Source organism: Brevundimonas vitisensis (genome assembly GCF_016656965.1).
Lineage (GTDB): Bacteria > Pseudomonadota > Alphaproteobacteria > Caulobacterales > Caulobacteraceae > Brevundimonas > Brevundimonas vitisensis.
In genome coordinates this window covers 1,890,569-1,903,176 of sequence record NZ_CP067977.1, presented here as the reverse complement: position 1 = coordinate 1,903,176, position 12,608 = coordinate 1,890,569, and the positions used below count along the sequence as shown (strand labels likewise).

The 12,608-nt window shown below is 67.0% G+C and carries 12 protein-coding genes and 1 tRNA gene; 4 read left to right on the top strand and 9 right to left on the bottom strand.

Annotated features, from left to right (window positions below; all coding sequences use genetic code 11):
• Positions 1 to 53 precede the first annotated feature (53 nt).
• A tRNA-Arg gene (locus JIP62_RS09590) sits at positions 54 to 130 on the top strand.
• 44 nt (positions 131 to 174) lie between these two features.
• On the opposite strand, the gene JIP62_RS09585 is transcribed toward JIP62_RS09590, so the two are convergent.
• Both JIP62_RS09585 and JIP62_RS09580 read right to left on the bottom strand, forming a co-directional pair.
• Positions 175 to 1,503 carry an FAD/NAD(P)-binding protein gene (locus JIP62_RS09585; RefSeq protein WP_201101968.1) on the bottom strand — a complete coding sequence of 443 codons (1,329 nt, stop codon included), beginning with the start codon at positions 1,501 to 1,503 and terminating at the stop codon, positions 175 to 177.
• 136 nt (positions 1,504 to 1,639) lie between these two features.
• Positions 1,640 to 3,679 (bottom strand): TonB-dependent receptor, encoded by a 2,040-nt coding sequence (locus tag JIP62_RS09580; RefSeq protein WP_201101967.1) that lies wholly within the window; start codon positions 3,677 to 3,679, stop codon positions 1,640 to 1,642.
• Between the two features lie 127 nt (positions 3,680 to 3,806).
• On the opposite strand from JIP62_RS09580, the gene def reads away from it, so the two are divergent.
• Both def and JIP62_RS09570 read left to right on the top strand, forming a co-directional pair.
• On the top strand, positions 3,807 to 4,388 hold the full coding sequence (gene def, locus JIP62_RS09575; RefSeq protein ID WP_201101966.1) for a peptide deformylase: 582 nt from the start codon (positions 3,807 to 3,809) through the stop codon (positions 4,386 to 4,388).
• Positions 4,388 to 4,612, top strand: coding sequence for a hypothetical protein (locus JIP62_RS09570; RefSeq protein ID WP_201101965.1), 225 nt, complete (start codon positions 4,388 to 4,390; stop codon positions 4,610 to 4,612). Before def ends, JIP62_RS09570 begins: the two co-directional genes overlap by 1 nt.
• Before the next feature lie 28 nt (positions 4,613 to 4,640).
• Here the strand turns inward: JIP62_RS09570 and JIP62_RS09565 are convergent, their stop codons facing one another.
• Both JIP62_RS09565 and JIP62_RS09560 read right to left on the bottom strand, forming a co-directional pair.
• On the bottom strand, positions 4,641 to 6,143 hold the full coding sequence (locus tag JIP62_RS09565) for a CoA-acylating methylmalonate-semialdehyde dehydrogenase (protein ID WP_201101964.1): 1,503 nt from the start codon (positions 6,141 to 6,143) through the stop codon (positions 4,641 to 4,643).
• Positions 6,144 to 6,233: 90 nt separating this feature from the next.
• Entirely contained in the window at positions 6,234 to 6,593 is a 360-nt protein-coding gene (locus JIP62_RS09560) for a hypothetical protein (RefSeq protein ID WP_201101963.1), read from the bottom strand.
• 80 nt (positions 6,594 to 6,673) lie between these two features.
• Between JIP62_RS09560 and JIP62_RS09555 the strand changes: the two genes are divergently transcribed.
• Positions 6,674 to 8,002, top strand: coding sequence for an amidohydrolase (locus tag JIP62_RS09555; protein ID WP_230974717.1), 1,329 nt, complete (start codon positions 6,674 to 6,676; stop codon positions 8,000 to 8,002).
• Between the two features lie 24 nt (positions 8,003 to 8,026).
• On the opposite strand, the gene JIP62_RS09550 is transcribed toward JIP62_RS09555, so the two are convergent.
• From JIP62_RS09550 to mnmG, 5 genes are all read right to left on the bottom strand, one after another.
• On the bottom strand, positions 8,027 to 8,209 hold the full coding sequence (locus tag JIP62_RS09550; protein WP_201101962.1) for a hypothetical protein: 183 nt from the start codon (positions 8,207 to 8,209) through the stop codon (positions 8,027 to 8,029).
• A 25-nt stretch (positions 8,210 to 8,234) separates the two neighbouring features.
• A complete protein-coding gene (locus JIP62_RS09545; RefSeq protein ID WP_230974716.1) occupies positions 8,235 to 9,137 on the bottom strand; it encodes a ParB/RepB/Spo0J family partition protein in 903 nt (300 codons plus the stop codon).
• Between the two features lie 47 nt (positions 9,138 to 9,184).
• On the bottom strand, positions 9,185 to 9,997 hold the full coding sequence (locus JIP62_RS09540; RefSeq protein ID WP_201101960.1) for a ParA family protein: 813 nt from the start codon (positions 9,995 to 9,997) through the stop codon (positions 9,185 to 9,187).
• Positions 9,990 to 10,553, bottom strand: a complete 564-nt coding sequence (gene rsmG, locus JIP62_RS09535; protein ID WP_201104692.1) for a 16S rRNA (guanine(527)-N(7))-methyltransferase RsmG — start codon at positions 10,551 to 10,553, stop codon at positions 9,990 to 9,992. Before rsmG ends, JIP62_RS09540 begins: the two co-directional genes overlap by 8 nt.
• A gap of 136 nt (positions 10,554 to 10,689) precedes the next feature.
• Positions 10,690 to 12,546, bottom strand: a complete 1,857-nt coding sequence (gene mnmG / locus JIP62_RS09530) for a tRNA uridine-5-carboxymethylaminomethyl(34) synthesis enzyme MnmG (RefSeq protein WP_230974715.1) — start codon at positions 12,544 to 12,546, stop codon at positions 10,690 to 10,692.
• Positions 12,547 to 12,608 lie beyond the last annotated feature (62 nt).

Sequence of the window (12,608 nt, the reverse complement as noted above, 5' to 3'; positions counted from 1 at the left end):
GGCCGCCGCCTTCATCCTGTAAGCAGCCGCTCTGCGGCCCTTGGGGCCTGTCAGCACCCGTAGCTCAGCTGGATAGAGCGTTGCCCTCCGAAGGCAAAGGTCACACGTTCGAATCGTGTCGGGTGCGCCATTCTTCTTCCTGACATCGCCGACCTTTGACATTACCCAGCGGCATCAGGCGCAGGCGCGTGCGATTTCCTGGGCCACTTCGGCCGCCTGAACGCGGATGTCCGGGACGGACGTCACCTCCCAGAATGCCCCCCGGGTCATGGGCCCCACCGCATAGAGATCCGCCTGGCCAAGGCCGGAGCCTGACCGCAACCGACAACCATCGTCGACGTCCAGCCCCAGGCCGTCCGGATCGGCGCGGGCAAGGCCTGCCTGCACCAGACTGCGGATCAGAGGAATGTTGCTAGCGGACAGGTCGGCGAGCGGCCCAGTGCAGTTGATTACCACATTGACCTTCTTGGTGGTGGTGCGTGCGGCCCCCCGAGGTTTCCAGGTGACCAGCACCTTCTGGTCAGCCATCTCGATCCGGGTGATGCGGCCTGCCTCGACCGACAGCTCTCCGGCGGCAGTCATGGTCTGCATGCGCCGGGCAACGCTGGGGGCCAGCCGGTGGCGGTGCACGTCCCAGATCGGGCGGAGATGCCGCAGGAACTGGCTGCGCTCGCGACGTGTCCATCCGCGCCACAGGGCCCTGGCCGATCGGCGCAGGTCGTCGGTCACCGCGCGCCATTCCGAGACGAAGGCCGCCCGGCGGGCCTGTCGCAGCACGGCCAGGGGCGACCCGGCATAGAGGTTGGAAATCGGCGGCAGGTCGGCCGCCTTGTGCGCCCGCGGGGCCAGCCCCCGGCGGGACAGGGCAAAGAATCGGCGGCCCGGCGCGGCATGCGACAGGGCCACATCGACCATGGTCAAGCTGGATCCGATCAGCAGCACCCGACACATCGTCTCGTCGAGGGCGGCGGTCCCGCGCCACGGGTCGGCAATGTAACGTCCCTGGTCGATCACAGCCTGGTCCAGTCCGGCAGGCCGGGCCGGTTCCAGATTGCCCAGGGCCAGGACCGTGATGTCGGCGACCAGTTCGGACCCGGATGCGAAGCCCAGTTTCCAGCCCTGCGCATTACGCGAGAGGTCGGTGACCTCGTCGTGTACCAGCTTCAACCGGGAATGGGGACCCTCCAGAGCCTCGGCCAGGATGGCACGCAAATAGCGGCCATAGTCGCCACGCGTGATGAAGGCCCCCTGCGACGTCCACTGGGCTTGGGTCGCCAGCCAGCGGGACAGGTGGTCCGGGTCGTCGGGAAAGGCGCTCATGTTCCCCAGGCGCACGTTCAACACGTGGTCCGCCTCGCGTGTGCCATAGGCCGCTCCTTCGGCGAAGCGCGGGCGTTTCTCAATCAGCCACAGATGGGCATCCGGCCGCTGTCGCGACAGCTGCACCGCCGTCAGCAGGCCACTGAAACCTGCACCGATGATGGCGATGCGCAGGCCGCTCATGCGGGCCGTACCCTTGAGCCGAAGAACCAGGTTCGGGTCGAAGCGAAGAGAGCCATGACCCATGACATGGCGACCCCCAGGGCGGGAGGCCAGCGAAATCTGCTAAGGCATCCGAGCAGATTTCATGGCCGGCCCATCAGAATCGATAGTTGATTCCGACCCGCAGATTGCGGCCCGGCATCGGGGCGATGTCCTTCAGGAAGGAGACGTGTTCGCGGGCCTCTTCGTCGAACAGGTTGCGACCCTCGGCGAACAGGGTGATGCGGTCGTCCTGGAACGGACGCCAGGCCCCGGACAGGTTCACCAGCGTATAGCCGTCGGTGGGCAGCTCGAACTCGGCCACCTCATCCTGTTCGCCGACGCGGCGGACTTCCAGGCTGACATCGAAGGGGGCCGAGCCATAGCGGACGCGGCCCGTCAGCGACCACGGCGGGATGCGCGAGGCGGGCCCCAGGTCCGTGTCGGCATCGACATAGTCGGCGGCCGCCTCCAGCGTCACCACGCGGCGGCCCGAGGTCCAGACGTCATAGGCCGCCTGGGCCTCGAAGCCCCGGAAGTCGGCGTCGGTCTGGACATAGGCGAAGACGGGGAACAGCTCGATCTCGCCGTCCTCATCGAACGGCTCCTCCAGCCCGGTGTCGCGCTGGTCGATGAAGCCATCATATTTGGCCGCATAGACGTGCAGGTCGCCGCGGAAGGCCCCGCGGTCATAGTGGACCGTGCCCTCCAGGGTCACCACCGCCTCGGTGTCCAGGGTGGGGTCACCCAGCTCATAGACGGCGGTGGCCAGGTGGAAGCCGTCGGCAAACAGCTCGACCTCGGACGGGGCGCGCTCGGTCCGCGACAGGCTCAGGCCCAGGAACAGTCCGGGCTGGGGCCGCACGAAAACGGCACCGGAGGCCGACCAGTTGTCGAACTCGCGCTCCACCTCGGCGCCGCCGGACAGGGGTGTGGCGCTGAGCGTGCGGCGGTCATAACGCAGGCCGCCCTCGAAGCCGTAGCCGTCGCGATCCAGCCGCTGGACCGTATAGAGGCCCGCCTCCTCGATGTCGGTGGTGGGGACGAAGGCCTCGTCGCCGATCGCCTCGAAATTGCGCGACAGGGCCTGGACGCCGAACGCCCCGTTCCAGCCGCCGACCGGCCGCTGGATCAGATCGGCGCGCGCTTCCCAGCCATCGGAGTTGAAGACCGTGCCCGGTTCGCCGACGTCCTCGAACTCGGTGTGGGTATAGTCCGCCTGGCCATAGGTGGCGCGCACGGCCCGGAAGGGCCCGCTGTCGAAGCGGTATTCGCCCCGCGCGTCGAACCGCTCCTGCTGCAGGTCGATGAAGACCGTCTCCTCGGCCACGATGCCATAGGTGCTGTCGGTCTGCTTGTAGGACAGACCAAAGAAGCCCTGGTCCCCGATGTAGGATCCGCCGATGCCGAAGGCTTCCAGCTCCGAGAAGCTGTTGGGCAGGACGCCGGTCTCTTCGCGGTCGATCCCCTCGGCATCGGCCAGCCGCTGCGAGATCGGCGAGGACGGGATTTCATAGTCGTCGGCGTCCTTCTTCAGGGCGTCGAGGTGCAGGGCGAAGCGGCCGAGACCCAGGGTCGCGCGGCCCCCGAAGGACCGACCGTTGTCAACCGTTGATCCCTGAGCGGTCACACGGCCCTCCAGCCCGCCTTCAGGCAGCTGCTCGGGGATGCGGCCATCCAGGATGTTGACCACCCCGCCGATCGCCGAGCCGCCGTAGGCCAGGGTGGCAGGACCGCGCACGACCTCGATCCGGTTGGACTCTCCGGGATCGGCGGCGACCTGGTGGTCCGGCGAAACCGAGGACGCATCGATCAGGCCGACGCCATTGGTCAGGACCTGCACGCGCGGGCCGCTCAGACCGCGGATGACCGGTCGGCTGGACCCCGGCGCAAAGCCGCTGGAGCGCAGGCCCGGCAGGGTGGACAGCAGATCGCCCAGAGAGGCGGCGGGGGCTGTGGCCAGGATTTCCTCGTCCAGGACGGAGGTGGCGATGGTGGTGGCGTTGCGGCTGATACCGAAGGGGACACCGGTGACGATGATCTCTTCGACCGTCGTGGCCTGATCCTGAGGCGCGGTCTGGGCCAGGGCGAGGCTGCCCATGGCACCCCAGCCGGCGGCGACGAGGAGGGCGGAGCGGAACGAGCGGGTGACGGTCATGGGGAGGGAACCTGTCCAGTGAATACAGTGCGTGCGTTGTGTTATGAAATAACATTCCGAGGCGCAAGCCCTGTTGTCGCAGGGCGGAAATCTTGACGTGCGGGTCAATCCGCCCTACCTGCGAGGCATGGCCATCCGTCGCATCCTGACCATCGACAATGCTGCCGACCTGGCGGTGCTGAAGCGGATTTCGGTCCCCGTCGAAGGCGGGGTCACGCCGGAACTGCGCACCCTGATGGATGACATGCTGGAGACCATGTACGCCGCGCCGGGTATCGGCCTGGCGGCGGTCCAGATCGGCGATGCGCGCCGGGTCATCGTCATGGACCTGGGCGATGGTGCCGTGGAAGGCGACGCTCCGGCCGCTGGCGAGGCTGCAGAGGCTGCCGACCAGGAAGCCCGCCGCAATCCGCGCTATCTCGTCAATCCCGAGATCGTCTGGGCCTCTGACGAACTGTACACCTATGAGGAAGGCTGCCTGTCGGTGCCCGAGGTGTTTGACGCCGTCGAGCGTCCGGCCCGTATCCGCCTGCGTTACCTCGACTATGACGGCCAGGCTGTGGAAGAGGAGGCCGACGGCCTGTTTGCCGTCTGCATCCAGCACGAGATGGACCACCTGGAAGGCGTGCTGTTCATCGATCACCTGTCGCGACTGAAGCGCGACCGTGCCGTGGCCAAGGTCAAGAAGGCCGCGAGGCTGGCTGCCTGATGGCCCGTCGTCACGCCCCCACCCGGATCATCGACGTCTCGGGCCGCCGTCGCCTGACGCGGTCGGAGAAGATCGGCATCGGCAGCCTGGCCACCGCCCTGGCCTTGACGGCCGTCGGCGTCGTGGCCGGCATCCTGATCGACCGCCTCCTCAGCTTCGATGACGCCCTGGATGCGGGCGGAGAGTGGGACGAAGGCGGCGGCGTCGGCACCCGCTGGGAATAGCCGACCACCCCCGCCTTCACAGGCACCCCTAGCGCATCGTCGGGATCACGAAAGAGCTGTCGGCGTGCTCCAGCTCGCTGTCGGGCCAGCGGGCCGTCACCGTCTTGACCTTGGTCCAGAACTTCACCCCTTCCATGCCGTGCTGGTTGGTGTCGCCGAAGGCCGAGCGCTTCCAGCCGCCGAAGGTGTGATAGGCGACCGGCACGGGGATCGGCACATTGATCCCGACCATGCCGACATTGACCCGGGCGGCGAAGTCACGGGCCGCGCGGCCGTTCTGGGTGAAGATGGCGACGCCGTTGCCGTATTGGTGCTTCGAAGGAAGCGACAGCGCCTCCTCGAAACTGGCAGCGCGGACGATCTGCAGCACCGGGCCGAAGATCTCTTCCTTATAGGCGGCCATGTCCGGCGTGACGTGGTCGAACAGCGACGGGCCGATGAAATACCCCTGCTCGTGCCCCTGCAGGCTGAAGCCGCGGCCGTCGACGACCAGTTCGGCTCCGTCCTTGACCCCCTGCTCGATCCAGCCCTCGACCCGGGCCTTGTGCTGGGCGGTCACGACGGGGCCGTAATGGGCGCCGGCATCGGTCGAGACGCCGACCCGCATCGAGGGGATCTCGGCCACCATCCGCTCGCGCAGTTCATCGGCGGTCTTCTGGCCGACCGGCACCACGACCGGCAGCGCCATGCAGCGTTCGCCGGCAGAGCCATAGGCCGCCCCCGACAGATCCTTGATGACCTGATCCATGTCCGCGTCCGGCAGGACGATGCCGTGGTTCTTGGCCCCGCCCATGGCCTGGACCCGCTTATGGTTGGCCGCGCCGGTCTGATAGACATAGTGGGCAATGTCGGACGAGCCGACGAAGCTGACCGCATGGATCAGCGGATGGGTCAGGATGGCGTCGACCGCCGTCTTGTCGCCGTGGACGACGTTCAGCACCCCGGCGGGGGCCCCCGCCTCCATCATCAGCTCGGCCAGACGGACCGGCACCGACGGATCGCGCTCCGACGGCTTCAGGATGAAGGTGTTGCCGACGGCGATGGCCACGCCGAACATCCACATCGGGATCATGGCCGGGAAGTTGAAAGGGGTGATCCCCGCCACCACGCCCAGCGGCTGGCGCATCGAATAGACGTCAATGCCCGGACCGGCCCCCCAGGTGTATTCTCCCTTCAGCGCATGGGGGATGCCGCACGCGAACTCGATCACCTCCAGGCCCCGCTGGATATCGCCCTTGGAGTCGGCGATCACCTTGCCGTGCTCGGACGACAGCAACTCGGCCAGTTCGGTCATGTTCGCCTCGACCAGGCGCTTGAACTCGAACATCACCCGCGCGCGGCGCTGGGGATTGGTGCTGGACCAGCCGTCGAAGGCGTTCTGGGCGCTCTGGACCGCGCGGTCCATCTCGGCCTCGGTGGCCAGTTGGACGCGGGCCTGGACCTGGCCGGTATTGGGGTCGAAAACGTCGGAGAACCGACCCGAGGTGCCGGTGAAGACGGCTCCGTCGATGAAATGGTTGATGTCGCGCATACTGGCGTTTCCCGGATAATCGATTGTTCTTGTTGGGCGCGGTTTAGCGCCCGGCACACCGCCTGACCAGACCCGCTCTGGCTGACCGGATCAGTCCGGCACGATGGTCAGAACCGGTTTCAGCCGCCGTCCATCGTCCAGGTTCAGCCGGGCCTTGACCTCCAACAGGTCGGCCCCCGCCGGCACGATCAACATGGCCTTGGGATTGGCGGCGTTGATCGCCACCACCGCATTCTTGGGGCAGATGTCGAAACAGTCGGTCTCGCGCACCACCAGCTCGGCCTTGCGGCCCTTGCCCACCTTGTACTGGCCCGCCTTGAGATAGCGGCGCAGGGCCTTTTTCAGCGTCTGATCGCCGTCCGGCCCAAAGCCGCCATCCAGTTTCTTGGAGCATTTGCGGCACACCAGAACCACGTCGCGCCATTCGGATTTCGCGGTCTTGATCGCCATGGGTGTCAGATCGTGGTGTTCGCCGTCTTGCGCAAGACGGACAGGTCGGCGCACCCTGATCTTTCAGAGGGGAAATCGCCATGTCCATCCGTCGCCTGATGTCGTCCGCCGCACCGAAGCTGCTTCTGGCGCTGGCCCTTGCGAGCGGGAGCCTGGCGACACCGGCACTGGCCCAGGCCCCAACGCGCGAGATCTCCGCCGCCGTCGAGGGGGTCATGCCCCAGGTCGTGGCCTGGCGGCGTGATTTCCACCAGCATCCGGAACTGGGCTTTGCCGAAACCCGCACGGCTGCCGCCGTGGCCGAGCATCTGCGGAGCCTGGGGCTGGAGGTCCGGACCGAGGTCGGCAAGACCGGGGTGGTGGGCATCCTGCGCGGTGGGCGGCCCGGCCGGACCGTGGCGCTGAGGGCCGATATGGACGCCCTGCCCGTGCTGGAGGCGACCGGCCTGCCCTTTGCCTCGACCGCGACCGGGACCTATCAGGGCCAGACGGTCCCGGTGGCCCACGCCTGCGGCCACGACGCCCATCTCGCCATGCTTCTGGGGGCCGCCACGGTTCTGGCCGGAATGCGCGAGGATCTGGCGGGGACCGTGGTCTTCATCTTTCAGCCGGCCGAGGAAGGCGCGCCTCCCGGAGAGCCGCTGGGCGGGGCAGCCCTGATGATCGCGGAAGGGGTGCTGAAGGATCCGGCCCCGGAAGCCATCTTTGGCCTGCATGTGGTGCCGGGGGTGCCGGGGACGATCTTCTATCGGCCGCAGGGCTTCATGGCCGCCTCGGACCGTGTCGACATCGTCATCCACGGGCGGCAGACCCACGGGGCCTGGCCCTGGAAGGGGATCGACGTCATTGCCGTGACCGGACAGGTGATCCAGACCATCAACACCCTGACCGCGCGGACGATCGACCCGACAACGACGCCGACCGTCTTCACCATCGCGACCCTGGATGCGGGCGTCCGCTACAACATCATTCCGGATCAGGCGACGCTGTCCGGCACGCTGCGGACCTTTGACACCGCCCAGAGGGACGATCTGGTTCGGCGGGCCGAGGCCGCAGTGGACCATGTGGCGGCGGCCTATGGCGCGACGGCGGATTTCTCGATCCGCCAGAACGCGGCCCTGGTCTATAATGACGAAGGCCTGTCAGCCTGGCTGGCCCCTGTGCTGGAAGAGGCCGCCGGCACCGGAAAGGTCAATGCCGCCACGCCCCCGACCACGGTGGCCGAGGACTTCAGCTATTTTCAGCGCGAGATCCCGGGCGTCTTCTATCACCTGGGGGCCAGCCCGGACGGGGTTGATCCGGCCACCTCGGCCCCCAACCATTCGCCCCAGTTCGACGTGAACGAAAAGGTCCTGGTGGTCGGTGTTCGCGCCCATGTCTTCAGCGCGCTGCGGTTCCTGGAGCGTTAGGTCTTCGACCGGCAGGCCCCTGCCCTAGCCTCGCTTTGACGCCTTGCGGAAGGCGGGCTTGGCCAGGGCAGCGTTCTTGGCGGCGACCATACGTTCCTCGGCCTTTCCACCGTCCAGTCCGGCGTGGGCCATGCTGGCGCCGCGCTTGGCGGCCAGGGCGCGTTTCAGGGCTTCGGTGGCGGCGTTGGTCGGCTTGGCATCGGTCATGCGCGCTCTATAGCACGGACCTGGCCTAGAGCCGCATCAGACGCCGGCACAGGTCATCCAGCTGTTCCAGGGTCTTGTACGACAGGGTCAGCTCGCCCCCGGCGCGCGGGCCGCGATCGACCAGATCGACCTTCAGCCCCAGGGCATCGGACAGGTCCTGGCGCAGGGCGGCGATATCGGCGGACCAGGGCGCGTCATCGGCCTTCGATGCGGCGGTCTTGGCCTTGGACGGCCCTTCGGCCGATCGGCGGGCCAGAGCCTCGGTCTGACGCACATTCAGTCCCTTGGACAGGACCTCCTGCGCCAGAGCGGCGGGATCGGCGGCGGTGATCAGGGCCCGGCCGTGACCGGCGGACAGTCGCCCGGCCATGACATGGTCCACGACCGACGGGGGCAGCTGCAGCAGACGCAGGGTGTTGGCCACATGGCTGCGGCTCTTGCCCACGACGCCGGCCAGGGCGTCCTGGGTCCGGCCGAACCGGTCCATCAGCTGATGATAGGCCTGGGCCTCTTCGATCGGGTTCAGGTCGGCGCGCTGAACATTCTCGATGATGGCGACTTCCAGCACCTCCAGATCGTCCATCTGGCGCTCGATGATCGGCACCTCGGTCAGGCGGGCCAGCTGCGAGGCACGCCAACGCCGTTCACCGGCGATGATCTGCCAATGGCCCGGTTCATCCGGCAGGGCCCGGACCAGGATCGGCTGCAACACGCCCTTGTCCCGGATCGAACTGGCCAGTTCCTCCAGCTCGGGCTGGGTGAAGATCCGGCGAGGCTGATCGGGGTTGGGTTTCAGCTGCTCGATCGGGACCAGCCGGACGCCGGTCGGCAGATTGCCCTCGCCAGACACCGGGGCGGGCTCGGTCGCCTGTTCGCCCAGCAGGGCCGAAAGCCCGCGACCCAATCCGCGTTGTTGACGATCCGACAAAGTCTTTTTCCGTTCTTCTAGATGGGGTGGACCGGTGACGGCCCGGTTCAGGCCGCGATCAGGCGGCGCTGGCGCTCGCGCGCGACGACTTCGCGGGCCAGTTTCAGATAGGCCTGGCTGCCGCTGCATTTCAGGTCATAGATCAGGACCGGCTTGCCGAAGGACGGTGCCTCCGAGACGCGGACGTTTCGCGGTATGACCGAGTCATAGACCTTGTCCCCGAAATGGGCACGGACGTCGGCCGCAACCTGACCCGACAGGGCATTGCGGCGGTCATACATGGTCAGGACCAGTCCCTGGATCTCCAGCGCGGGGTTCAGGCTCTGGCGGACCATGTCGACGGTCTTCATCAGCTGGGTCAGGCCCTCCAGGGCGAAGAACTCGCACTGCAGCGGCACCAGGACGGCATCGGCGGCGGCCATGGCGTTCAGCGTCAGCAGGTTCAGCGAAGGCGGGCAGTCGATCAGGACATAGTCATACCGGGTATGACCCCCGGCCCCCTGAGCCGCCAAGGCGTCGCGCAGACGGAAGGAGCGCCGGTCGGCCTGGCTGAGTTCGATCTCGACGCCCGACATATCGGCATCGGCCGGAATGATGTCCAGCCCCGGCACCGTTGTCGGCACCGCCGCCTCGTCAACGGAGCGCCCATCGACGACGACGTCATAGATGGTGATGCGGCGTGTTTCACGTGGAACACCCAGCCCCGTAGAGGCATTGCCCTGGGGATCCATATCCACGATCAGGACGCGCTCGCCAATGGCGGCCAGGGCCGTGCCCAGGTTGATGGCGGTCGTCGTCTTGCCCACCCCGCCCTTCTGGTTGGAGACGGCCAGGACGCGTGTTTTGTTTGGCTCAGACACGGCGGAGGCTCCGGACAGTAACGATGCGACCGCGGGGGTCGCTGCGGGAAGGCATCAGGTCTGACTGGAAATGCCAGACCTTACGGGCCGCGATCAACTCGTCTTCGGCCTTCTCTCCCTTGAGAAACAGGGCTTGTGCACCACGAAGAACATAGGGCTGTGCATAAGCCAGCAGACGCTCCATGGGCGCGACCGCCCGGGCCGTCACGACATCGACCTTGATCTTCTGATCCTCGGCCCGGCCGTTGACCACAGTGGCCGGCAGGTCGAGGGCTGTAACGACGTCCTGGAGGAATCGGCACCGCTTACCCAGGCTGTCGACCAGCCAGACGTGCGCCCCGGCGCGACCCTTCAGCAGTAGGGCCAGTATGACTCCGGGAAAGCCGGCACCGGCCCCGAGATCGGCCCAGGTCCGGCCCTCCCCCGCATGGTCCAACAGCTGGGCCGAGTCCCAGGCGTGGCGGTTCCAGAAGTTCGGCAGGGTATCAGGCCCGACCAGGTTCATGACCGCATTCGCCTCGATCAGGCGCAGACGAAAAGCGTCGACATCCGCCATCGCCGCGTCCGAGGCCTGGGTCAGGGATTGGAATTCGGCGGGCGTCACTGTGTCTCCTCCCCATCGAAGATAGCGGGCGGGACTGCGTATCGGCTCCCCATGGCGGCGCACGGCGGAGATGACACCGCCATCCCCGTCACGCGGCCACCTTCGTACGTTTCACGTGAGACAACAGAGCGGTGAGTGCCCCCGGGGTCATCCCCTCGATCCGTCCAGCCTGGCCCAGGGTCACAGGCCGAATACGCGACAGCTTCTCGCGCACCTCATTCGACAGGCCCCCGACCGACGCATAGTCGAGATCGCTTGGCAGGGTCAGGGCTTCTTCGCGGTTCAGCGCGGCGATGTCGGCGGTCTGACGGTCCAGATAGCCGGCGTAGGTGGCGTCGATCTCGACCTGCTCACGGACATCGGCCGACCATGTCGCAATGGACGGACAGGCCGCGACGAAGGTGTCGAGCGTTACGCCGGGATAGGACAACAGGTCTCGCATCGAACGCTGGCGACCGTCGGCATTGACGCTGATACCCAGAGCCGATGCCGCCTTGGGCAGGAAGGTCGTCTCGCGTGCCAGGGCAAAGGCCTCATCCAGCCGGGACCGCTTCTCGCCAAAACGGGCCGACCGGTCCGCGCCCACGAGACCGGCCTGCATGGCCAGGGGGGTCAGACGTTGATCGGCATTGTCGGCCCGCAGCGTCAGCCGATACTCGGCCCGGCTGGTGAACATCCGATAGGGCTCGGTCACGCCCCGCGTCACTAGGTCGTCGATCATGACCCCGATATAGGCCTGGTCCCGGCCGAGGATCAGGGGATCACGGCCAGAGACCGCGCGTGCGGCATTCAGTCCGGCCATCAGGCCCTGCGCCCCGGCCTCCTCATAGCCCGTCGTGCCGTTGATCTGGCCGGCCAGGAACAGGCCGCGCCGACGCTTGACCTCCAGCGCCGGGGTCAGTTCACGCGGATCGACATAGTCGTATTCGATGGCATAGCCGAAGCGAAAGACAGCCACGTCCTCCAGGCCCGGAATGGTTCGGAGGAAGGCCATCTGGGTCGCGTTCGACACCGACGTCGAAATGCCGTTCGGATAGACGGTGGGGTCGTCCAGCCCTTCCGGCTCCAGAAAGATCTGGTGCGAAGTCTTGTCCGCAAACCGAACGACCTTGTCCTCGATCGACGGACAGTAGCGAGGTCCCCGACCCGTCAGATGCCCCCCATAGACAGCACTTTCGCCCAGGTTCTCGGCGATGATGCGGTGGGTCTCTTCGGTCGTATGGGTGATGCCGCAGGAGATCTGGGGCACTTCGATCCGGTCGGTCAGGAAGCTGAACGGTACAGGCTCGGCATCCGCCGCCTGCATCTCCAGCCGGTCCCAGGCAATGGTGCGTCCGTCCAGGCGAGCCGGGGTGCCGGTCTTCAACCGGCCCATGGCCAGGCCGGCGCCATAGAGATCTGCAGCCAGTCCCGTGGACGGAGCCTCGCCATGGCGGCCCGCCGGAATCCGCTCTTCCCCCTTGTGGATCACGCCGTTCAGGAAGGTACCCGTGGTGAGGACGACGGCGCCCGCCGACAGGCTCTGTCCCGCATCCGTGACGACGCCCGCGACGCGCTCGCCATCCAGGATCAGGCGCTCGGCCGTGCCAGCCATCAGGGTCAGGTTCGGCGTCTCGGCCAGTTCCGCCTGCATGGCCTCGCGATAAAGGCGGCGGTCGATCTGGCTGCGTGGACCCCGGACAGCCGCGCCCTTGGACCGATTGAGCATGCGGAACTGGATGCCGGACACATCGGCCAACCGCCCCATCAGGCCGTCCATGGCATCGATCTCGCGGACGAGGTGCCCCTTTCCCAGACCGCCGATGGCGGGGTTGCAGGACATTTCGCCGATCGTTTCGAGTTTCTGCGTCAGCAACAGTGTCTTGGCCCCGGCGCGCGCGGCGGCAGCGGCGGCTTCGCAGCCGGCGTGCCCGCCGCCGATGACGATCACATCAAAGGTCTTCATGCCGCGCCACATAGGCCATACGCACCATTCTCACCATAGAGACATGAGGGGTGTTTCACGTG